Annotated in this window: 22 protein-coding genes; 5 read left to right on the plus strand and 17 right to left on the minus strand. The window is 32.6% G+C overall.

Features of this window, described 5'->3' with window-relative positions:
- Window positions 1-42: 42 nt before the first annotated feature.
- The 8 genes from ACFPTQ_RS02310 to ACFPTQ_RS02345 form a co-directional block, all read right to left on the minus strand.
- Entirely contained in the window at window positions 43-789 is a 747-nt protein-coding gene (locus ACFPTQ_RS02310; RefSeq protein ID WP_379773363.1) for a tetratricopeptide repeat protein, read from the minus strand.
- 31 nt (window positions 790-820) lie between these two features.
- Entirely contained in the window at window positions 821-2,572 is a 1,752-nt protein-coding gene (locus ACFPTQ_RS02315) for a BatD family protein (RefSeq protein ID WP_379773365.1), read from the minus strand.
- Between the two features lie 47 nt (window positions 2,573-2,619).
- On the minus strand, window positions 2,620-3,378 hold the full coding sequence (locus tag ACFPTQ_RS02320; RefSeq protein ID WP_379773368.1) for a tetratricopeptide repeat protein: 759 nt from the start codon (window positions 3,376-3,378) through the stop codon (window positions 2,620-2,622).
- Window positions 3,379-3,420: 42 nt separating this feature from the next.
- Window positions 3,421-4,455: a VWA domain-containing protein gene (locus ACFPTQ_RS02325; RefSeq protein ID WP_278034564.1), complete on the minus strand. Its 1,035-nt coding sequence runs from the start codon at window positions 4,453-4,455 to the stop codon at window positions 3,421-3,423.
- An 88-nt stretch (window positions 4,456-4,543) separates the two neighbouring features.
- A complete protein-coding gene (locus ACFPTQ_RS02330; RefSeq protein WP_379773371.1) occupies window positions 4,544-5,545 on the minus strand; it encodes a vWA domain-containing protein in 1,002 nt (333 codons plus the stop codon).
- Complete coding sequence (locus tag ACFPTQ_RS02335; RefSeq protein WP_379773374.1) at window positions 5,545-7,176, minus strand: hypothetical protein; 1,632 nt, start codon at window positions 7,174-7,176, stop codon at window positions 5,545-5,547. The genes ACFPTQ_RS02330 and ACFPTQ_RS02335 overlap by 1 nt, the downstream gene beginning before the upstream one ends.
- Before the next feature lie 38 nt (window positions 7,177-7,214).
- Entirely contained in the window at window positions 7,215-8,078 is an 864-nt protein-coding gene (locus tag ACFPTQ_RS02340; RefSeq protein ID WP_278034561.1) for a DUF58 domain-containing protein, read from the minus strand.
- 72 nt (window positions 8,079-8,150) lie between these two features.
- Window positions 8,151-9,155: an AAA family ATPase gene (locus tag ACFPTQ_RS02345; protein WP_379773377.1), complete on the minus strand. Its 1,005-nt coding sequence runs from the start codon at window positions 9,153-9,155 to the stop codon at window positions 8,151-8,153.
- A gap of 368 nt (window positions 9,156-9,523) precedes the next feature.
- Between ACFPTQ_RS02345 and ACFPTQ_RS02350 the strand changes: the two genes are divergently transcribed.
- The gene (locus tag ACFPTQ_RS02350; RefSeq protein WP_379773380.1) at window positions 9,524-10,276 is read left to right on the plus strand and encodes an SDR family NAD(P)-dependent oxidoreductase; all 753 of its coding nucleotides are present in this window, start codon (window positions 9,524-9,526) and stop codon (window positions 10,274-10,276) included.
- A 45-nt stretch (window positions 10,277-10,321) separates the two neighbouring features.
- Here the strand turns inward: ACFPTQ_RS02350 and ACFPTQ_RS02355 are convergent, their stop codons facing one another.
- Window positions 10,322-12,421, minus strand: a complete 2,100-nt coding sequence (locus ACFPTQ_RS02355) for a tetratricopeptide repeat-containing sensor histidine kinase (protein ID WP_379773383.1) — start codon at window positions 12,419-12,421, stop codon at window positions 10,322-10,324.
- On the minus strand, window positions 12,418-13,164 hold the full coding sequence (locus tag ACFPTQ_RS02360) for a LytR/AlgR family response regulator transcription factor (protein WP_379773386.1): 747 nt from the start codon (window positions 13,162-13,164) through the stop codon (window positions 12,418-12,420). The genes ACFPTQ_RS02355 and ACFPTQ_RS02360 overlap by 4 nt, the downstream gene beginning before the upstream one ends.
- A 163-nt stretch (window positions 13,165-13,327) precedes the next feature.
- Between ACFPTQ_RS02360 and ACFPTQ_RS02365 the strand changes: the two genes are divergently transcribed.
- A complete protein-coding gene (locus ACFPTQ_RS02365) occupies window positions 13,328-13,792 on the plus strand; it encodes a hypothetical protein (RefSeq protein WP_379773389.1) in 465 nt (154 codons plus the stop codon).
- A 96-nt stretch (window positions 13,793-13,888) separates the two neighbouring features.
- Here the strand turns inward: ACFPTQ_RS02365 and ACFPTQ_RS02370 are convergent, their stop codons facing one another.
- Complete coding sequence (locus tag ACFPTQ_RS02370) at window positions 13,889-14,704, minus strand: DUF4382 domain-containing protein (protein ID WP_379773391.1); 816 nt, start codon at window positions 14,702-14,704, stop codon at window positions 13,889-13,891.
- Window positions 14,705-14,811: 107 nt separating this feature from the next.
- Here ACFPTQ_RS02370 and ACFPTQ_RS02375 point away from each other — a divergent pair, with 107 nt between their 5' ends.
- On the plus strand, window positions 14,812-15,954 hold the full coding sequence (locus tag ACFPTQ_RS02375; protein ID WP_379773394.1) for an ATP-binding protein: 1,143 nt from the start codon (window positions 14,812-14,814) through the stop codon (window positions 15,952-15,954).
- A gap of 13 nt (window positions 15,955-15,967) precedes the next feature.
- Here the strand turns inward: ACFPTQ_RS02375 and ACFPTQ_RS02380 are convergent, their stop codons facing one another.
- Together ACFPTQ_RS02380 and ACFPTQ_RS02385 are read right to left on the minus strand one after the other, a co-directional pair.
- A complete protein-coding gene (locus ACFPTQ_RS02380; protein WP_278034556.1) occupies window positions 15,968-16,378 on the minus strand; it encodes a response regulator in 411 nt (136 codons plus the stop codon).
- Entirely contained in the window at window positions 16,375-17,457 is a 1,083-nt protein-coding gene (locus ACFPTQ_RS02385) for a PAS domain S-box protein (protein ID WP_379773397.1), read from the minus strand. The genes ACFPTQ_RS02380 and ACFPTQ_RS02385 overlap by 4 nt, the downstream gene beginning before the upstream one ends.
- Before the next feature lie 324 nt (window positions 17,458-17,781).
- Between ACFPTQ_RS02385 and ACFPTQ_RS02390 the strand changes: the two genes are divergently transcribed.
- Together ACFPTQ_RS02390 and ACFPTQ_RS02395 are read left to right on the plus strand one after the other, a co-directional pair.
- Entirely contained in the window at window positions 17,782-18,507 is a 726-nt protein-coding gene (locus ACFPTQ_RS02390) for a metallophosphoesterase (protein ID WP_379773400.1), read from the plus strand.
- Window positions 18,508-18,531: 24 nt separating this feature from the next.
- A complete protein-coding gene (locus tag ACFPTQ_RS02395; protein ID WP_379773404.1) occupies window positions 18,532-19,029 on the plus strand; it encodes a DUF6646 family protein in 498 nt (165 codons plus the stop codon).
- Window positions 19,030-19,098: 69 nt separating this feature from the next.
- Here ACFPTQ_RS02395 and ACFPTQ_RS02400 read toward each other — a convergent pair whose 3' ends face one another.
- The 4 genes from ACFPTQ_RS02400 to ACFPTQ_RS02415 all read right to left on the minus strand — a co-directional run bounded on the left by ACFPTQ_RS02400 (window position 19,099) and on the right by ACFPTQ_RS02415 (window position 23,367).
- Complete coding sequence (locus ACFPTQ_RS02400) at window positions 19,099-20,652, minus strand: aldehyde dehydrogenase family protein (RefSeq protein ID WP_379773406.1); 1,554 nt, start codon at window positions 20,650-20,652, stop codon at window positions 19,099-19,101.
- Window positions 20,653-20,662: 10 nt separating this feature from the next.
- Window positions 20,663-21,460, minus strand: coding sequence for a hypothetical protein (locus ACFPTQ_RS02405; protein WP_379773408.1), 798 nt, complete (start codon window positions 21,458-21,460; stop codon window positions 20,663-20,665).
- A 101-nt stretch (window positions 21,461-21,561) separates the two neighbouring features.
- On the minus strand, window positions 21,562-22,101 hold the full coding sequence (locus tag ACFPTQ_RS02410) for a 3-hydroxyanthranilate 3,4-dioxygenase (RefSeq protein WP_379773411.1): 540 nt from the start codon (window positions 22,099-22,101) through the stop codon (window positions 21,562-21,564).
- A 171-nt stretch (window positions 22,102-22,272) separates the two neighbouring features.
- Window positions 22,273-23,367 (minus strand): endonuclease/exonuclease/phosphatase family protein, encoded by a 1,095-nt coding sequence (locus ACFPTQ_RS02415; protein ID WP_379773414.1) that lies wholly within the window; start codon window positions 23,365-23,367, stop codon window positions 22,273-22,275.
- Window positions 23,368-23,523 lie beyond the last annotated feature (156 nt).

A 23,523-nucleotide genomic window follows, 5' to 3' on the forward strand; every position in this document is an offset into this window, starting at 1 on the left:
AACTAAGACGTGATCTGCATTCTGAAATCTATAATCTTATTTCTATTTTACTTCACGAATGGCTTCGCTTTCAATCCAGCCTTCGGTTCCATCGGTCAATTGGACTTTTTTCCAACTGTCAAGTGTTTCGATTACATAAACTTTAGTCCCTTCATGTAAAACAACTACATCGGCCGCTTTATTTTGTGGTTCGCTTTTTACTTGGGTCATTTCGGCAAAAATGATAGCTGGTCGTTCGTTTTTAAAATAACTTTTCTCAAAACTTGCCGAGGCAACTCCTATAAGAACCAAAACCAACATTAAAAACATTCCAAAAAAGAATAATCGTTTATTGAGAGCTAGGACTGAAAAATAATATCCTAAGAAGCATCCCAAAAACATAATGGAAAATACCACTGAAATCCATGCCCAAGTGTTATAATGATACATGCCTGTAAAATCACGTAATAATTTGTCGAATCCTACTTTTGGAACTACTTTGATTTCATCGACAGTTCGCTTTTGAGCAAACTTCAAATTGTTCACTATGTTATTATCATTTGGACTTAATACCAGGGCTTTTTCATAGTTATAAATTGCAGGCGCTACTTTGTTTAACTTATAATAGCAATTTCCAATGTTGAAATACAATTCTGCCGATTGTTTCTTTGTACTCAAAACAGCATTATAAGCCTCCAAAGCTTGCTCGTATTTCCCATTTTTATAGAAATTATTTCCTTTTTCAAAATTATCTTGAGCAAAGAAAACCTGACTAACTAAAAAGAATATTATGGTTACTAAATTTTTCATTTCAATTTGTGTTCTTCGTGGTTAAAAAAAATTAAGACAGTTGTTTTTCTAACTCTGAAATTATCCCTACCGCTTTTTCGTAATCATTTTGAATACTTGCACTTGAAGAAGGTGCATATCTAGCAATTTCGCAATTTTCTGTCAATGCAATAAACTCGTTCACTGCTTGAGGATTTGCATTTTTAGACAACAAAATTTCTTTGATATTATCCTTACTCATCTCCGAAGTTTCAATGTGCAGCTTTGCTTTTAGGAAATTATGCATCGCTTTTTCCAATGCCACATAAAATGGTTCTTTGTTATTGATGTGCTTTTTGGCTTCCGATAAATATTTTTTAGCCAAACGGTTATTTCTTTTAATTCGGTTTCCTACAACATCGCCATCTATTGCTTCTTTTTTCTTCTTAGCCAATATTATCACAGGCAACAATCCAAAAGGAATTAACAATAAACTATAGAACAATTTAGAGCCAAAAAAGTCTTGAGTAGCTATTGGTTCTAACTTAGTATCCAACTTAATATACTGAAATTGTTCATTAGCCACTACTTTATTCTTAGCTTCACCCGAATTTGGAGTGGAAGCGGTAGCAGCGGTAGGCCCGTCTAATACTTTAATAATAATTTCCGGTGATGTAATGGTTTTATAGCTTCTTGAATTCAAATCAAAATAAGAAAACTGCATCGGTTTAATTGGATATTCTCCTTTAAATTGCGGAATGATAGTATAACGATCCGCAATTTTTCCAGCCATTCCAGAAAGTGGTGTATTTACCTGTTCTTTATGTTCAGGATCATACATTTCTAATGCATTAGGCACTATAGGTTTTGGCAAGGTAAATAATTTTAGGTTTCCTTTCCCAGCTACACTTACGGTTAAATCTAAACTTTCTCCACTTTTAAGCTCTGTTTTGCTGGGGATAACTTTAAAATCAAAACTACCTACAGCTCCAGAAAAATCGGCTGGTTTACCGGCTTCTGGAAGTGATTTCACAGCAATAACTCTAGCCCCTGCCGAAACTCGTTTACTGTCTTCTTTGATAAGCATTTGTCCAAACATATTTCTACGATTGGTAGGTAATTCTACATCAATATCAAGAGCAAGCGGGTCGATAGTGAGTTTTCCTGATTTTTGCGGATATAAAACCACTTTTTTCAAAACCACATATCGAAATTTTTCGCCTTTAAACATTCCTTCTTCCAAAGACAATTGTTTGATATCAATGTTTTGACTCCAAAAATCATTGTACTTAGGTTTGCCAACATCTCTCCAATTTTTAATTCCAATATTGTAACTGAAATACAACTTATAAACCACGGTTATAGGCTCGTTGATATAAGGATTTGTTTTTGAAATATCGGCCACCAAATACAAATTATTATCTACCGAAACACTAATATCATTAGGGTCTTTAGGTTGTTCGATAGCATTAGTCACCGTTACCTTTACAGCTGCTGTTTTATACACTTGACCATTATATTCAATGGTAGCTGGTTTAATTACAATAGCCCCTTTGTGAGTAGGCATTAAATAATAAGAATATATTTTTTCAAAAGAACTTCTTCCGTTAATCCACGACTGACTAACCTGCTGACTAGGCCCAGCAATTACTCTAAATCCTTCAAAAGAAGGTTCGTTAAAATTATCGCCATCTATATTCATTACAAAATCCACACGAAGTCTTTCATTAAGACCAAGTGTGTTCTTGCTTACTTTAGTCTCAAACTCAACTTGAGCCCAAAGTCCTTGAAAACATAACAGTAGTAATACTAAATATTTTTTCATTTTTCTACCTCTTATCCTTTATTTAGAATACAATCATTAAATAGAAATTACCAATCTTTGTCTGTTTGAACGGGTCTTCCTTTTTCTTTATTCGATTTTACCTTGTCCTGAACTTTCTTTTCTTCATTATTTACCGCATCCAAAAGATTTTTTAAACGGTCTTGAGAAATTCCTCCTGGCTGTGGTTTTGGCGGCTGATTTTGATCTGGTTTGTCTTTGCCGTTATTTTTGTCTTTATTTTGATCCTTATTGTCTTTTTTGTCTTTGTCTTTATCTTGGTTTTTCTTGTCCTGATCTTTTTTGTCCTTATCCTTATCCTTGTCTTTATTTTTATCTTTATTGTTTTTGTTATCTTTAGGAGGATTTTCTTTTAGCATTTTTTTTGCCAAGGCATAATTGTATCGGGTTTCCTCATCATTAGGACCATTTCTAAGTGCGTTTTTATAAGCTTCCACAGCTTGAGAATAATCTTTCTCTTTCATAAACACATTTCCTAAGTTATGATAGGCTTTGTGTTTTTGAACTCTTGACCTAGCGTTTTTTAAGGCTTTTGCGTAAGCGTATTTGGCCTCCGAAGCTTGATTTTGTTTGTAAATAGCATTTCCTAAATTAAATGGAGCAACTGATCGATTAGGAAATTTTGAATTCGATATTCTATAATTAGCCTCTGCTTCAGCAAACTTACTTTTATTGTATTCATCATTGGCTTTCGGTAAAGATTTATCTTTTTCCTGTGCCAATACAACACCTAATCCTAAGAATAGGAAAGCAAAAAAAATAAATCCGTATTTTATAAAATTCTTCATTTTCATTTTATTATGTTCTTTCTCTACAGCGAGAATTGACATTTATTTTTCTTCGTTAAACAAGTCTAACTTCTTCACCCAATTTGTCTTTTTCTCCAAAAGGAATACATCCAAGAATAAAAGCACAAAGGCAAATCCTAAAAACCATTGAAATTGCGATTGAAAATTGGACATTTGTGTCGATTCAAATTCGGTTTTTTGAATATTATCCAAGGTTTTCTTGATGTAATCCAATACTTCTTTGGTATTATTGCCACTTACATAACCCCCTTTTGTTTCTTTTGCAATTTCTTCTAAACTTAGCGGATTTAATTTAGTAACTACCACTTGATCATTTTGATCTCTTTTATAACCTTGAATTGTGCCATTAATTCGCAACGGAATTGTACCTCCTTTTTCAGTTCCAATTCCTACTGTTACAATACGCATCCCAATTTTATTAGCTTCTTCAGCGGCTGCCTGAGCTCCTTCGGAATGATCTTCTCCATCCGAAAGCATAATTAACAACTTAGATGTTTTGCTTTTTTCGTCAAAATAAGTAGATGATAATTTGATTGCTTCATCCAAAGAAGTTCCTTTAGACGAAACAATATCAGTGTCCATACTTTGTAAAAACATTTTGGCAACACTATAATCAGTAGTAATGGGTAGTACGGGAAATGCACTCCCTGCATAGGCTACAATTCCTATACGATCACTTCCTAACTGATTGATTATCTGAGAAACAATTTGTTTACTTTTCTCTAATCGATTAGGTGCAACATCCTCACAAAGCATACTCTTTGAAACGTCCATTGCAAAAACAATATCAATTCCCTCGCGTTTTACTGTTTCTAATTTGGTTCCTATTTTAGGATTCACCAATCCTAAAATTAGACCAAGTAATGCCAATAAAAGAACAATCAATTTGAAAACCGGTTTAAAAACAGAACGTTCCGGACTTAGTTTATTGATCATTTCTAAATCACCAAACTCCTTTTGTTTTTTCTTTTTCCAATACATATTCATTAGAAAAAGTAAAACCAATAAAGGCAGTATTATGAGTAAGTACAAATATTTTTTTTCGTCTAATTCCATATCATTTTTAAGTTCCAAAAATTAAATTCCAAATCCCAATTGTTGGAATTTGGGATTTTAAAACTTGTAATTTTTTTATTCTCGAAAATCAAATAAAGCTTCTATAAACTGTATTTCTTAATCCCATTTCGATTAAAACCAATAAACAGGCAAACAATACAAAAGGCCTGAATTTTTCGTCATAATCATAAAATTTTAATTCCTGAATTTCCGTTGTTTCTAGCTTATTGATTTCGTTATAAATTTCAGCCAATTTGCTATTACTTGTCGCTCTAAAATACTTACCATCCGTTTTTTGAGCGATACTTTTCATCAATCGTTCATCAATTTCCACCTTCATCATTTGGAACAAGAAATCTCCGTTTGGCGCTAAAGCATAAGGAAACATTGCCATTCCATTTGTCCCAATACCGATTGTATACACTTTAATACCGTATTGTTTTGCAATATCTGCAGCCGTTTCTGGCTCAATAAAACCAGCGTTATTTACCCCATCCGTCAATAAAATAATAACCTTACTTTTAGCTTTGCTATCTTTTAAACGATTGACTGCTGTTGCTAATCCCATTCCAATTCCGGTTCCGTCTTGCAAAACGTTATCGTACTTGATACTTCCAATAGCCTCTTCTACAATAGCTTTATCACTTGTAACGGGTGTTTTAGTATAGGCTTCAGAAGCATAAACTACTAAACCTATGCGGTCGTTAGGACGTTGCATTACGAAGTCAGCAGCTACTCTTTTTAAAGCTTCCATACGATTGGGCTTCAAATCTTTAGCGAGCATACTTCCTGAAACGTCTATAGCCATTACAATGTCAATTCCTTTAGTCGTTTTGGTTTTATTGCTAATATCAACCGTTCTTGGTCGGGCCAAAGCAATAATTAAGGAACACAATGCCAGAATACGTAAAACACTCAAATAAGGCTTTAGTTTTGCCAATGTTGAAGGTTTCGTTTTAAAACCTTTAATCGAACTCACTTTTAAAGTTGCCGATTGCTGGTTTCTTTTTACAACTAACCAAGCAATGGCCAATGGAATTAAAAGAAACAACCAAAAAAACTCTGGATTTAAAAAAGTTATATTTTTCATTATATCCCTTCGTGTTTTAATTCAACGGAGTGCAGCACTCGTTCTGAAATTTGATTCGCATAATTGTCGCCTTCCTGGTGCAAAATTAATACTTGTTGCAATCCTCCATCTTGGCTAAACAATAGGACTTCATAATACATTCGCTCTTTTTCATTCAATATTGAATTATTTCTTGTAAACGTACCATAGGCTTTCAGTCCAGTAATACCTTCACCTGTTTCAAAATCTTCCTGTTTCACAATCATATTTTGTGCTCCTTGCGATTCCATAGTTTGCAAAGTAACATCCATTGTTTTTTTCAAATCAATTTGTGTTTCTTGCTTGTATTTTAAAGTAGAAACCATCAAATAAAATGGATCTATTAAACTGCCATAGGTGAATGACTGCATTTCTTTGACAACGGCCAATCCTTCTTTAGGTAATGATTTTGTCAAATCGGTACGCACCAAAACCTTAGGTGTTTCAATAATTACTCCTGGATTTCCATATTCACTTTTCACCCATTCGCCCTCTAATAATTCTTTGGATGGATGCCCCAGAACATTATCTTTCACATAATCAAATCCTCGAGTGATCATGAAATAAAAAGTAGTAGCTAATAACAAGCAAATGATAGTAGCTGTGCTAATGATAATACGATCTTTTCTCTTTTTCTTTAACTGAAGTGCTATTTGCTTTTGTCTTTGAACTTCATTTAACAACACATCTTCCTCTTCAGGAATTTCAACTGGAATAGCACTATCTAAGGTTAAAATCGCTTTTTGGATTTTTTCTTTATCGCTAGTAATCTCATACTCTAAGGGTTTGGATTTAGCAAATTTTACTAAATCGGCTTGTTTTAAAACTCTTTCTAAGTTTTCTATTGTCTCAGGCGTTACAGTCATTTTCTTTTTTACCGAAGCCGCTCTTAGACCTGCAATCAACTCAGAAGTTGTACTTTCCATTGCTGGAATTTCGATAGCTTCTTCAATATAATTTCGGGCAATATCCGTCAATTCACTGTAATATTCTTTTATTTCTCCTTTTTGCCAAAGTTCTTTCTTTTCCAGATTATTCAACAAACTCGTTGCCTTTTCTATTGGCGTTTTATAAACCTCCTCCTCAATTTTTTTCTTTTGCTTGTTTTTTACAAACCAATAAACTCCTGCGCCAATTGCTAAAAGGATAAGCAATCCAACAAGGTATTTCCACCAATTACCAATAGAATCATTCGCCGGTTGAATATCTTTGATATCAAACATTTTTTGCTTTAAAGTATCCACTTGAACATTGGCTACCTCAACAACGATAGAATCACTTAAATAAGGTTTATTATTGATAAGAATCTTAACACTAGGAATCACAAATCGCCCAGAATCAAACTGAGTCAAACCGTATTTTTTTATCAATTCATAACGGTCGTTGTTTTTTACAGTATCAATTGGATACGATTGGATAACCTCTAGACTTCCAAATGACTTTAGATTAGGAAAAACAACTTTTGACAAAGTATCTACGGATGTTTTAAAAGTTAATTTGAACTCGGCTCCAATTTTATTTTTTGTAGTATCAATACTTGTTTCTACTCTTTTTTGTTGAGCAAAAATGCTGGTAGAAATAACTAGTAGTAATAAGAAGAATGATTTTTTCATTTTGTATTAATCCGATTAAAATCTTCAATCCAGATTCTCTATCTCGATTTAAAATAACCCAATAACTTAGTTACGTAACTTTCGTCAACTCTTGTATTTACAATACCCGAACCTGATTTACTGAAAGTCTCTTTGAAATAATTCAACTGATCTTGATAATACTTCTCATAACTCATTCGAACAGCCTTAGAACCCGTATCGACCACTTGGATTTCGCCTGTTTCGGCATCAATCATTGGAACCATTCCAAGATTTGGCATTTTCTCCTCTCGTATATCATACACTCGAATACCGGTTACATCATGTTTTTTTGCTGCAATTTTTAGTGTATGCTCATAATCAGCCGACATAAAATCGGAAATGACAAAAACAATGGCTTTCTTTTTTTGAGTACTCGATAGGAATTTCAATGCCTGAGCAATATCTGTTTTGTGACTTTTCGGTTCAAATTCTATCAATTCACGAATGATACGCAATACGTGCGACCTTCCTTTTTTAGGAGGAATGTACAATTCGATTTGGTCTGAAAACAAAATCAGTCCAATTTTATCATTGTTTTGCGTAGCCGAAAAAGCCATCGTGGCAGCAATTTCTGTTACGATGTCTTTTTTAAATTGATTTTTAGAACCAAAACTTTCTGAACCCGAAATATCTACCATAAGCATCATGGTTAATTCGCGTTCTTCTTCAAAAACTTTTACGTGAGCTTCATTATAACGAGCGGTAACATTCCAATCAATATTTCGAATATCATCGCCATACTGATATTGACGCACCTCACTAAAAGTCATCCCACGCCCTTTGAAAGAAGTATGATATTCACCAGAGAAGATATGATCACTCAATCTTCGGGTTTTGATTTCTATTTTTCGTACTTTTTTTAAAAGCTCTTTTGTATCCATAAGTTCAGTGTTCAGTGTTTAGTGCCCAGTGATCAGTTACTGCTAACTGAATACTGATAACTGCAAACTAAATTAAGGTACTTCTACTTCGTTTATAATTTTGTTGATTATATCTACCGAAGTGATGTTTTCGGCCTCAGCCTCGTAAGTTACACCTACTCTGTGACGTAATACATCATGAACTACAGCGCGAACATCCTCTGGAATTACATAACCTCTACGTTTGATAAATGCATAACATTTTGCCGCATTGGCTAAATTGATACTTCCACGTGGAGAAGAACCAAAGCTGATTAATGGTTTTAAATCGGCTAATTTGTATTTTTCTGGGTAACGCGTAGCAAAGATGATATCTAAGATGTATTTCTCAATTTTTTCATCCATGTAAACTTCACGAACAGCCTGTTGCGCACGCAAAATTTGTTCAACTGAAACAACTGGATTTACTGTTTCGTAACTTCCTGTTAGGTTTTGACGAATTACCAAACGTTCTTCATCCATTTTAGGATAATCAATAACTGTTTTTAGCATAAAACGATCCACTTGTGCTTCTGGTAATTGATAGGTTCCTTCTTGTTCAATTGGATTTTGTGTAGCTAAAACCAAGAAAGGTTTTTCTAATTTAAAAGTGGTATCTCCAATGGTTACTTGCTTTTCCTGCATTGCCTCTAGCAAAGCCGATTGTACTTTTGCAGGAGCACGGTTAATCTCATCGGCAAGAACGAAATTTGCGAAAATTGGTCCCTTCTTAATGGAGAATTCATTTTGCTTGATATTGTAAATCATTGTCCCGATAACATCGGCAGGAAGTAAATCAGGGGTAAACTGGATTCTGCTAAAAGAACCTTGAACTGCTCTAGAAAGTGTATTAATTGCTAATGTTTTTGCTAATCCCGGCACTCCTTCTAATAATATATGCCCTTGCCCTAATAATCCAATCAATAATCGTTCAACCATGTGCTTTTGACCCACAATCACCTTGTTCATTTCCATAGTAAGAAGATCTATAAAAGCGCTCTCTCTTTCTATCTTTTCATTGATTGCTCTAATGTCTAAAGTCGATGTATTCTCTTCCATAAAATTATTTTTAATTCCTTGAATTTAATGCCTCAGTTTTGATAGTGCAAATTGAATTTTTTTTTAGAGGAAAGATGTTAAAAAATGGTTAAAACTTCTACAAATACTGCAATTTTAAGGACGAATTATGATACAATTTCCATAATTTTAAGAACTTTAAAAAATACATTCTAAAAAGTTACAGAAATCCATTTTTCTAAAAAAGAAACCTATTTAAATCAATTCTAATTTACAGAATGTAAAGCCTTTAGAAATAGATATTAGAATTATATATTTCTACCTAATTTTGCTATTTTTTTAATTCCTATTATTTAAAATATACGCTAACAAAATTTTCAAACTGAATTCTTAAGTTCAAATACAACATCATGACTAAAACAGCCTTAATAACAGGAGCTACAAGCGGAATTGGAAAAGCTACAGCACAACTTTTAGCAAAAAATAATTACAAAATTATCATTTGTGGAAGACGAAAAAACCGTCTTGAAGAATTGGAAAAAGAACTGAGTCAATACACTAGTGTTTACAGCCTTGAATTTGATGTAAGCGACAAAAATGCGGTTTTTGCAAACATCGATTCACTCCCTGAAACCTTTTCAAATATTGATGTTTTAATTAATAATGCGGGTAATGCACATGGACTAGATCCTATTCAAGATGGGAATCTAGACGATTGGGAAAACATGATAGATATTAACCTAAAAGGATTATTGTATGTATCTAAAGCTATCATTCCGAAAATGATTGCTCAAAAATCAGGACATATCATTAACATCGGTTCTACAGCTGCCAAACAGGTGTATCCAAACGGGAATGTGTACTGCGCTACTAAACACGCTGTAGATGCTATAAACAAAGGAATGAAAATGGATTTAAATCCTTATGGTATACGTGTTGGAGCTATTCATCCGGGACTGGTAGAAACCGAGTTTAGTGAAGTTCGTTTTAAAGGCGATACCGAAAAAGCAGCAAATGTATACAAAGGGTTTACACCACTAAAAGCCGAAGACATTGCCGATATTATTCATTTTGTCATTTCCAGACCGTACCATGTTAACATTTCTGATATGGTGGTTATGTGTACGGCTCAAGGTTCGGCAACTCTTGTTCAACGGGAATAATTTAGAATCCTTAATTTCAAAAATAGTTCAAAAGAATTACTGTTTTTAGTCTAACAACCCAATTTTTACGTGCACTCTTGTTCCCAAAGAATTACCTTTTGCATCTACTAAATCTTCATAAACTAAAATGTCTTCGATAGGTTTAGATTCATTCAAAAGTTGTAAACGCTGTGCGATAGATTGGGTTGAAAAAGAATTATGCTTACTATTCGCTTTTATTTCTTCTGATTTCTTTCTACCTATTCCGTTGTCTTCGATAACACATACGAGATACTCTTCATCGTCTAATAGGAAGTTTATTTCTAATTTTTTTTGGCCATCTTTATGTAGCAGCCCATGTTTGATACTATTTTCTACAAAAGGCTGAATAAGCATTGGCGATAATGACACATATTGGTCGTCAATAGTATCTTCGATAGAAATTGAATAACTAAATCCTGTATCAAAACGCATTTTTTCGAGTTCAAGATATTTGGTTAAAATTTCTACTTCTGTAGCCAACGAAATTTTCTTTTTCCCAGAAACGGAAAGAATTTGTCTAGTTAAATACGTAAAATTACCCATTTGTTCGTTTGCAATTAGTTTATCACCGAACATGAATTGCTCCTGAATAGAGTTAAGCGCATTGAATATAAAGTGAGGATTCATCTGGCTTTTCAAAGCTTTTAATTCACTCTCGGTTGCTTTTTTCTCTGCTTCCAAGGTCTTTTCTCTTTCTTCAAAAGTCACCCTCAACAGTTCATTTTCTTTATTTGATTTGTATCTCTTAAAAATTAAAAAAACAATTATGATGGTAAAAATCAAACCAATAATTACGAAAAGAATGATTGTTTTTTGCTTTTGATTTTCGAGTTCAGTGATTGTTTTTTGTTGGGATAATAATTGAATTTGAGCTTCTTTTTTATCCGTTTCGTGTTTGAACTCAGATTTTAAAACATTGCTTTTATTTTCATCATAAAAAATACTATCACCTATAGTTTTTGCTAGTGACTGATAAAAATAGGCTTCTTTAAAATTCTTATTCTTTTTGTGAATATCACTCAACAATTCTGAAGCCATTTTTTTCTCAGCAGGATAATTAGATGTGTTGGCAATTTTAAAGGCAGAACTAGCACTTTGGAAAGCTTCTAATACATTTTCGTTTTTAAGATGAATTAATCCAAGATGAATTAAAACCTTGGCATAACTATTATAAACCTTATACTTTTCAAATAATTTTGCCGATTCTAAAAAATAGGTTTGCGCAACAGCTAATTTATTTTGACTAAAATTAATATCTCCTAAATGCATTAAAGACATGGCTTTTGCCGTTTCAAAATTGTCTTTCTGGGCAATAATCAAACTTTTATTAGCATAACTTTCAGCTTCGTTAAATTTCTTAAGTTGAAAAAAAGAATTAGACAAACTGTTTAGTATTACACAGATTCTATTGTCGAAATTATTTTTAACAGCTATTACCAATCCTTTTTTATAATAAGATATAGCTTTATTAAATTCTTTTTGTCCATCAAAAATTCTTCCTAAAGCAAAATAGGTTCTTTCTATGCCTTCAAAATCTTTAATTTCTTCAAATACTGTTAACGCCTTCAAGTTATTTTCGATAGCTAGGCTAGTGTTTCCTTTTAAATTATAGACATGACCTAAATCAGTTAATACATAAGCAATGTTCGATTTGTTTTTAGATTGATTTGCAAAGATTAAAGCTTTTTTAAAATAAACTAAACTGCTATCTAACTTACCTAAATAGTCAAAAGCTGTCCCAATATTTTGAAGATTCGATGCACACTCTTCATAAAAATGAATGGACTTAGCAACAACAAATGATTTTTTATAATTAGCTATTGCTAATTCATATTGGTCACAATAATTATAAAAAGCACCTTGATTAAGCAAAGCCGTTGCATAATATTTTTGAAATTGTTTTCGAAATTTCTGGTCTTTGCAGTTAAAATTAAGAGCACTAATTTTTTTTAGATTATCATTGTAGCGAATCCAAATGAGATGATTATTTTCATTCTCAATTTTTATATTTAGTTGATAACATTTTAGTGTATCACTTGCCCATTGCGTGCTATTATGTTCTTGTGAAAAAACAACACAAAAAATTAAATTACAGAATAAGAGAAAGGTGTATTTTTTTCTCATACTACCATTTCACTTATAAATTCATCAAAATCATTTTTCTTTTCTCGCGCTACAGGTATTAATTTATCGTTTTCAAAAACAAGTGTAGCACCCTCTTTTTTATTATACTTAGAGATTTTTAAAATATTGACTAAAAAAGAACGATGTACCCGATAAAAACGATTATCATTTTGCAAAAGCTCATCAAAATCTTTTATTTTTTTACAAACCAAATAATTAGCAGCTGTAGTAACAACTTTTGTATATGAACCATCAGCTTCAAAATAGAGTAAGTCATCAATTTTAATGAATTCTAAACCATCTGATAATGGTAAGCCTATTTTTTCCAACTTGGTCGCAGATAAGTTCTCTTTTAAAACAGAAATCTGGTCTATAATTTTATTTTGACCCCTTGTTTTTATTGCTTTTTCTACTGCACTTTGAACCTTACTAATAGCGATAGGTTTTAAAATATAATCGATTGCCGAAACTTCAAACGCTTGTAATGCATACTCTGAATAGGCCGTACAAAATATGGTTTCAAAAGGTGGAGTATCGAAATAATCAAATAAAGCAAAGCCATTCTCATTTGACATCTCAATATCTAAAAAAACAATATCGGGTCTTTGTTTGTTTATGATTTTAACTGCTTCTATAACACTTGAAGCATCTTCGACTAAATCGATTCCTTGGCAATATTGCAATATAATATTCTTAAGAATTGATCTCGCTTTAGGTTCGTCATCTACGATTATAGCTTTCATCTGTAAAATGTTATTTATTCAAAAATACTGTTTTTATGCTTCGAAAAACAAATAATAAAATACGGTTCATGAAGTCAAAACAGCCATTCATAAAGTCATCCCCTACAAACTTACATGACTTAAGTACATTTACATCATAAAATTCTTAAAAAAATTATTTATCATGAAAAAAGCTTTAAATCTTTGCCTACTATTATTTTGTGTAGCACTTACAAATCTATCTTGTTCAAATGACGAAGAAACAAAACCTTCTATTGTAGGAACTTGGGAATGGAGTAAAAGGGGAAGTATTGGTGATGACAATATTCCTTATGATATTACAGATTATGTCAACGGATGTTCATCAAAAAAAGACAATTGGATTTTTACCAAAGAAGGAATATTTAAAACAACTGAAAATGGTGACTGTGATGATGAACCTTACACACGAACTTACAATTATACTTTGGAAGATGGACTTTTAAACTATGTAAATACTAATAACGATCAAGATGCTGTTGAAATCAACCCTTCCTATACGGTGTTGTCTATAACAGCCACACATTTAAAATTGAAAAAATCTTCTAGCAAACTAGCTAAGTTAGAAAAATCTTCTGCAGATCAATATTTTGAATTTGTAAGGAAATAAAAAATACATCCTGAATTGATTTTTGGTTTATATTATTTGTGTTATTCTTAAATTAGGATAAAAAAAAACAGCTCATAAGAGCTGTTTTTTTTGTAATTAATTAAAAGTAACTGAACCTACATCGGTGACTTGACCATTGGACACAACCACACCATTAACTACTACGGCTGTTTTTCCTGATGCCGTTTCTGGAGTTAAAGTCAAAGTATAAGTCCCTGCAGGAACACCATTTAACTGAAACTTTCCAGTTTCGTCTGCAAAAGTTGTAATAACATCATCCCCAACTGGTACAGAAACAGCAACCTGATATCCTTCAAGTACAGGACTAATCATCCCTTTTATCACGCCTGAAGTTGCAGCAGCCGAAACACGAATAACAGGTTTTAAATTATACGACCCTGAACTACCTGCAGAAACAATAGATTTACTAGCATCAAAATCCAAAACAAACTCATAAGTTGCACCTGCAAGCAATGTTTGTTTTACATTTAACTTTAATCCAGATTGCATAGCACTTGGGGTACTTAATTGCATTACTTGATCTCCTTTTACTAAGGTATTATTTTCTCCTAAAACCAATCGAATTTGTCCCAAATATCCAGAGGGAACAACATTGTCAGCTAATAAAAGACTTACGCCTCCTGTTAGGTCTAATAAATTATATACACCCGGAGTAAAATTATCATCAACAATACTTATCCAGCCTTCTGAATCATCGGTACCATCTGATTTTTTAATCATTATGTCTTGGACATCAATGTTTACTTCATCATAATCTCCTGGCGCATCTACCATTCGAACCATAACTCTAGATGTTTGATTTCCGTCATCATTATCATTACAGGCAGTAAAAAAAATTGCAAGCAAAGCAATGATAAAAAACGATTTAGGGCAAAATTTAATCTTTTTCATTTTCTTTGATTTATTTAAAATTAGTATCTTAACAACGTAATAAAAGCAATAAAATTGTATTAAAAAATAAGGTTTTTCAAAAATCAAATCGTAAATCTTACTCTCAAATGATTAACAAACGGCTTTTAATAAAAAACTTGCTTGCTCATAATGATGAAAATAGTTTTTACGACAAAAAACGGCAATTAAATTTACACACAAAAGAAGGAAAATCCAAATTCTTAAAACACATTTGCGGACTGTCAAATTCAAATCCGGCTAACAATTCCTATATAGTAGTAGGAGTTGAAGACCAAGACAACGAAATTATAGGCACTGATTTTTTTGACGATAGCCATATCCAAAATCTTGTAAATGCCTACCTAGACAATCCGCCAAAAATTCAGTACGAAAATGTTCCTTTTCCCAACTTACCCAAGGATAAAGTAATAGGTTTAGTAACTATAAAGCCTAAAAACAAAGTATCCTCCTTTAAAAAAGGAATCCATACTATTCCTGCTCATAGTATTTTTATTAGGCGAGGAAGTAACACCACTCCTACGGAAGATAAAATTGAAAAAAACTACTTAAATACCGCAACGGTAATTGACCTTGAAAATAATTCCCGTAATAATATCCAATATACGCTGGACGGCTTCTATGATTTCATGAATTCGAGACATAAAAATATGGATCCAAAGTACAAGGTTTTCAAGGAATTATTTGTTATTTGCTGGGCAGGAATTCCTAAAACAGTAAGAGATAAAACCTTTTTATCAAGAGTAGATATCGAATTAATTAACGAGCATATTAAACTTTTTTATTCGGCGCAGGATGTAGTAACGATCTCTTTTGATCAAAACAGTTTTACAATTATCGAATATATTCCACTGGGATTAAATGATAAAACCAGTTTTTACCCTTTAGAACAACAAACTATTTATTTTTTTGAAAATGGCTATTATAAAATTGAAAGCAAAATGTTATTTGAACCACCCGTTTTCAATAAAAAAATGCTTTTTCATATTTATAATTCAAACGAAGCATTAGTAAACAAACTTAAAAAAGGCATGCAGCTCACGCCAAGAGAACTAAAAGACTTAGAAAATCTTCCTTCTACATTCATGATTTGTTATCTCAATGGTTTTGATGATGCCAAAAGAAAATTAATAGACGCAAAAACCTACTTAAAACCTTTTCCCGCTATTTATTCTTTGTTTAAAGAAGCGATGCGTGTTCTTAGAAAAATGAAATATGATGTACAAACCTAAAACAGAATTTCAATCACATATCTTCAATCATATTTTTTATCAATTCAATTAATTTTTCTTTAGTAATAGGCTTAATTACGTAATCTGTTACTAAACTATTTTTTTTAGCCAATTGAATATCATTAGGAGATATGGACGAGGAACAGAGATATATAATTATTTTTTTATCAATTTTAGGTGCTAACTTCGAAAATTGATCTAAAAATTGCCATCCATCCATAATTGGCATACTTAAATCCAACAATATAATTTCAGGCAAAGCATCCACATTATTACTATTTTCTCTTAGAAAATCAATAGCATCTAATCCATTACTAAAAACCCTAATCAATTCTACTAAATGGGTTCTTTCAATTGCTTTTTTAGTCAAAAAAACAAAAACCTCATCGTCATCAATTAAGGTCATATTATTAATTGTCTTCATAATTTTAAATTTTTAAATTCAACAAAAAAAGTACTGCCTACATCTACTTTACTCTCTACCCAAATCCGACCTCTCATTGCCTCAACCTGAGTTTTAATTAAATACAGACCAAATCCTTTTGCATCTTTGTGTCTATGAAATGTTTTTCGTATTTTAAAAACATGATGCTTATGCATATCCAAATCAATCCCTAGTCCGTTATCGCTTACAGATAATATAAATTTATCTTTTACTTGTTTGGCTTCAATTGTTAGGACTAATTTTCTATCGGGAGAACGATATTTTAAAGCATTACTAATCAAGTTAGTTAGTATACTATCAATATATTTTTGTGGAAAATAAATTAAAGAAACATCTAATAAATTTGTTTTTACAGTAACATCGTACTCTTTAATTTGAGTTTCAAAAAAACTTAAATTGTTTGCAATACAATCCCCAATATTAATTTCATCAATTTTAATACCTGCATCTTGTTGTACTTGAATCGACTCTACTAATTCGTTAAAAACCTCCAATAAATGGTTGATTACCGGTTTGATTTTCACTTGAATTTCTTTGCGCTCCTCTTCATCATCACTCTGCTCAATAAAATCTACTAACATTGCTATATTAGTTAATGGTGCTCTTAGATTATGGGAAACAATGTTACAAAAATCAATCAACTGCTTATTTGTAATTTCTAGAGCAGTCGAATATCGAATTAAATTTTCTTCCGCCTTTTTTCTATCAGTGATATCCGAACGTATGGCAACATATTGATAAGGTTTACCATATTCATTTATAAAGGGAACAATAGTAGTATCTACCCAATAGGTTGTGCCGTCCTTAGCTTTATTTTTTAATTCTCCTTTCCAAATATTCCCTCTCGATATAGTCCTCCATAAATTTCTTATAAAATCTTTAGAATGATAACCTGAATTGATAATTCTATGATCTCTACCTAAAAGTTCTTCTTTAGTGTATTTCGAAATTCGACAAAAGTTATCATTAGCATGAATAATCACCCCTTTTTGATCTGTAATAGCAACTATTGAGGATTCGTCAAGAGCATGTTTGTAATCTGAAAGTTCATTTTTCATCCTTTATCCTTTTTAAAAGTAAACCCATTAATAAAGTTAAATTCTTCCCACTTGAATCATTAAAAACTAGACCTTTACAGCTTTCAAGAAAACCAATATCCATTATATATACTTTTTCTTATAATTAAAAGTATTGATTTTCAATATTTTGCATAAAAATATAAAAAAAATATCACAAAAAAAATCACCAAAAGTGGGTATTTTTAGCACTAATAATACCCATTGAAAAAACTCAAAATCTTAAATAATTATCTTAAATAAAAGTTCCTCTAAACAGTTTTATATATTTTTACTATCTTGAAAAACTAAAGAAGATTTTAAAAAATGAGAACATTAGTTATTGGAGACATTCATGGCGGATTACGTGCTCTGCATCAAATAATGGAAAGAGCCAAAGTAACAAAAAAGGATAAGCTCATTTTTCTTGGGGATTATGTAGATGGATGGAGTCAATCTCCGCAAGTATTGGATTATTTAATAGAATTAAACAGTACCAATGATTGTATTTTCATTAGAGGCAATCATGATGAATTACTACTCCATTGGTTAAAAGACAGCAAAGACAACCTTTTATGGTACAATCACGGAGGAGAAGCCACTGTACTAGCGTACGAAAAAGTAAGTACTGAAAACAAACAATTACATGTTGAGTTCTTACAATCTTTACAGGATTATCATCTGGATGACAAACAACGCTTGTTTATTCATGCAGGATTTACCAATATGAATGGAGTAAATTATGAATATTTTCCAAAACTATTTTACTGGGACAGAACCTTATGGGAAACGGCTTTAGCTTTAGATACTAGCATCAATCCAAATGATGTAAGCTACCCTAAAAGACTCACTTTATACAACGAAATTTATATAGGTCACACCCCTGTGACACGAATCAACAAAACGATCCCAATCAAAAAAGCATGTATTTGGAATGTTGATACTGGAGCTGCTTTTAAAGGTCCTTTGACCATTATGGACATTGATACCAAAGAATTTTGGCAAAGCGAGCCCTTACACCAATTGTATTTTGACGAAAAGGGCAGAAATTAATTGTATTACTTTCAAACTCATACTATGAAAAAAATATTTGTATTATTAGGAATACTATCAATTGGCTTGGCAAATGCTCAAGCTTATAAAGGAAAAACGGATCAAAAATTTGATATCGTGGCCAATCTTCAAGAACATGGTTCCGGAATTAGAATATCAAATGATTATGGATTAGGCGAAAACATTTCGGTGGGCGGAACTATTTCCTATTTACTGTCGGTTAGTAATGACGCACTTGGTAACAAACCTGATTTTGGAGACAGATTCGATCTAAAAATTCGCTTTAATGCCAATATTGGTAACATCTTCGATAGTAACGAAAAATTAGATATTTATCCTGGGCTGGATTTAGGGTTGAGAAATTTTGGTGGTCATTTAGGGGTTCGTTATTTCTTTACAGATGGCTTTGGAGTTGTAAGCGAAATTGGTTTTCCAATTTCCAAATACAAACCAGAAGCTACTGGATTTGACCTTTTGAACAATCAATTTACTTTTAATATAGGTGCTTCATTTAATTTGTAAACGAAAAACAAAGCCAAAAAAGACAATTGAATTGGTTTAATTGTCTTTTTTAACTCACTCTATACCTAGCTACAAATCAAACTTTATTCCTTGTGCCAAAGGCAAGCTAGTACCATAATTAATCGTATTAGTTTGTCTGCGCATATAGACTTTCCAAGCATCAGAACCCGATTCACGACCGCCGCCTGTTTCTTTTTCTCCACCAAAAGCACCACCAATTTCGGCTCCGGAAGTTCCAATATTGACATTAGCTATTCCACAATCAGAACCTGCAACGGATAAGAAAAGTTCCGCTTCACGCAAGTTGTTTGTCATTATTGCCGAAGATAATCCCTGTGCAACGTTGTTTTGAAGAGCAATAGCATTTTCAACTGTTCCTGAGTATTTTATTAAATACAAAATCGGAGCAAATGTTTCGCTTTGGACAATTTCAAAAGCATTATCCGCTTCAACAATGACCGGTTGAACATAACATCCACTTTCATATCCCGAACCAGAAAGCACTCGTCCTTCTACCAGAATAGTAGCCCCTTCAGCAACTGCTTTTTCTAATGCTTTGTTGTATTTTTCCACAGCATCTGCATCAATAAGAGGTCCCACATGATTATTTTCATCCAATGGATTTCCTATACGCAACTGTTGGTAAGCAGCCACCAAGGCCAATTTCAACTTTTCATAGATACTTTCGTGAATAATTAAACGACGCGTCGAAGTACAACGCTGACCTGCTGTTCCCACGGCACCAAAAACTGCACCTATAATAGTCATTTTGATGTCGGCATCAGGAGTTACAATGATTGCATTATTTCCTCCTAATTCCAATAGCGATTTACCTAATCGAGCAGCGACAGTTTGCGCTACTATTTTCCCCATTCGGGTTGAACCTGTAGCAGAAATTAATGGAATTCGAGAATCCGTAGTTAATAATTCTCCTATTTTGTAATCGCCATTAATTAAGCACGAAATTCCTTCAGGTAACTTATTTTCTTGTAAAACTTGTGCTAAAATGCTTTGGCAAGCAATACCACACAGCGGTGTTTTCTCTGAAGGTTTCCAAACACAAACATTGCCACAAACCAAAGCCAAAGCTGCATTCCAAGACCAAACAGCTACTGGAAAATTAAAAGCCGAAATGATTCCAACCACTCCAAGTGGATGGTATTGCTCATACATTCGATGATTAGGTCTTTCCGAATGCATCGTCAATCCGTGTAATTGACGAGACAATCCCACGGCAAAATCACAAATATCAATCATTTCCTGAACCTCGCCATAACCTTCCTGCAAGGATTTACCCATTTCATAAGAAACCAATTTCCCTAAGGCTTCTTTATTTTGACGTAATCTGTCGCCAAATTGCCTCACAATTTCGCCACGTTTTGGAGCCGGAATTAAACGGAAGGTTTTAAAAGCTTCAGAGGCTGTCTGCATTACTTGTTCGTAATCAGCAGCTGAAGTCATTTTTACTTTCGCAATTAATGTTCCATCTACTGGAGAGTAACTTTCCAAAACCTCTCCTTCTGAGAAAAAATGAATTCCCGTAGAAGTTCCTTCATTTACTTCCTGAATTCCTAATTGCTTTAAAGCTTCTTGAATTCCAAATTGTGTAGCGATTGTTGACATGATTAATCTTTTATTTATTTCTCTTATCCATCCCTTTATAAACCTCCCAATTTAAGTTATTTTTCAAACACAATTTTTTAAAAATTTGAAAACTAAACTGACACATAAAATCTATTAGATTCTTGAAATATAAAATATCTAATTTAACTCTGATATTTTCATTATCAACTTCATTATACATAAATAAATCAACAAATAATTCTTTCTTATTAGTTGAGCAAAATATTTTTGATTTTGTTAAAATATAATTGTTGTGAACTATGTTATGTCTAGTTTTCGACAAAACAAAATATGCAGTTTTTAAATCGAATTCTAAATTTCCTTTTTGATATAAGAACGAATCCAAATACTCATCAATAATTTCTAAAAGTTTATCTCCAGTTGGCATATTATTTCTAGAAAAAAATTGATTATTATATAACTTATTCTCAATCGCATTTTTCAATACTTCATCAATAGATGCAAACTGAAATATCATATCTTTCAGCAATCTTTCTAAACCTTCAAAAGACTGAACATAAAATAAACAAAATTGTTTAGAAATTAAATCATATATAAACTCAGCATAATCTTCTTTAGCAGTATACAACATACTATCTGTAGGATAAGCAAATGCGTATCCATTATCTGTTTCACCACTCCAATCTCTTAAAATTAAAGAGGAAGCAAATTTCATTTTAGAATCTTCTGAAGTACATCTTTTTAAATCATTAAACAAAATTGAATTTGTTCTTAATGCTACATGCTTATATTCTATTAATGTATCAAAATAATTATCTAAAAACTTTTTAAGTTCGATTTCTAACATTTTTATTTTATTTAGCCCCGGTAGGAGCGGCATCCTTTTCCTATCCGCCGCGGCGGACAGGAAAAGATATAGCGGATAACGGGAATAGCTCCTAAAAAAAATTATTTTTTAGCAATAAATCTTGGATCGGTTGCCATAACAGTTCCGCATTTTTCGCAAGAACGAAGACTTTCTGAATTATAAAAATGTTCAAAATGAGGCAGAAAATCTTTCTCTATATTATTCAATTCAAAATAGACCTCGTGCAATTTGTGATTGCAATTGTCACAAAACCAAAGCAAACCATCTACATAACCTTGATTGGCTCTTTTGCGCTCAATCACTAAACCGATAGAACCTTCGGAACGGCTTGGAGAATGCGGGACTTTGACAGGATGCAAATACATATCTCCAGCATTTAGTTGCATTACTTTGCGTTCACCTTCTTCCTGAATATGTACTTCTATGGAACCCTCCAACTGATAAAACAACTCTTCTGTTTCGTTGTAATGAAAATCTTTGCGGGCATTAGGCCCAGCTACAATCATTACAATATAATCGCCGGAATCAACATATAAGTTTTTGTTCCCAACAGGTGGTTTTAATAATTGACGGTTTTCGTCAATCCATTTAGTAAGGTTAAAAGGTTTTGAAATTGCCATTTTGCGTTGTTTTTGAGAAATGCTAAGGTACGAAAAAAAGAATTTTGGTTTCTATCTAACCGCAAAGTACGCAATGAGAAATCATTCTTTGTCTTTACAACCGCAAAGAACAGAAAGTTTTGCGATCCTTGCGAAATACTTTGTTTCCTTTGCTGTTAGACCTTATACTATCTATTTTGCCTGTTTTATCAAATAAATATAAACAGGAAAATGATCACTAAAACCCACTTCGGTAGCCGAATGTCGTTTGGGATATCCTTTGTATCGCCCCGAATTTTGAATCAAATAACTTTTATTAAAAATGCCTGCTTTCCAATATTGATAAGTTGAAAAATCGTTTTTTATCAATGACTGACTCACAATAATTTGATCAAAAATATCCCAAGCATCCCCAAAAGCAATGGTTCCCAACCCTTTTTTAGCCATTTCTTCAAAAGGGTTATACATCCCTAATTCAGGAACCTCCTGTTTTTGAGCTTTAGCTCCCAAAGCTTTTTTGACACTATTATTAAAAGGACTATCGTTCAAATCGCCTAAAGTAATCACCTTAGCATTTGGATTTATCTTTTGTAACGAATCAATTATCTTTCGATTTAAAAGACCAGCAGCTTCTCGATACGGACTTGATTTTTTCTCCCCACCGGAACGAGAAGGCCAGTGATTAACAATCACATGAACTTCTTCACCCTCTAACAATCCTGTCACTAAAAGCTGATCACGAGTAAAAATTCGGTTTTGATAGCTTTTTTCGGCAAAATCTTCCGCTGTTTCTTCTGAATCCGGAGCCAATTCTTGATTTGCTTTTTTATAAATATACAAGGGTATCGTAGTAAATGAAATGGGTTGAAAAAATTTCTTTTGGTACAAAAGCGCCACATCAATACCCCGTTTGTCCGGTGAATCAACATGAACAATCCCATAATCATGAATCGCTAGATTGGGTTGTTGAATTAAATCCTCTAGAACAGCTCGGTTCTCAATTTCAGCACCAGCAATTAATGTAGGTGAGTTGGTATTTTCGGGTTTTCCAATTTCATTCAAAACCCTAGCTAGATTCTGTAATTTTTGCTGGTACTTATCATAAGTCCAATGTTGTTTCCCTTGAGGTGTCCATTCCTCGTCATACGTTTCAGGATCATTTAGGGTATCAAATAAATTTTCGAAATTATAAAAAGCTACGGTGTGAATACGATAACTTTTAGGTTGTGCGAAACCTATTTGAAAAAAAATTAAAAAAAGAAATACAACACTTCCTGATTTAGACATAAACAACTCGTATTAAAGGTGTTTCGTAAATTTAATCCATTTCGTATAATTTGCAATACAGTATTTTTTAATTTTAGCTATCTTTGTTTTGATACTTAACAGAAGTATTTTCATTTTTTAATTTTTCAGGAGAACACTCGTATGCCTACTTCTCGA

Source organism: Flavobacterium sp. GCM10022190 (assembly GCF_042656445.1).
Classification (GTDB): Bacteria; Bacteroidota; Bacteroidia; order Flavobacteriales; family Flavobacteriaceae; genus Flavobacterium; species Flavobacterium nitratireducens.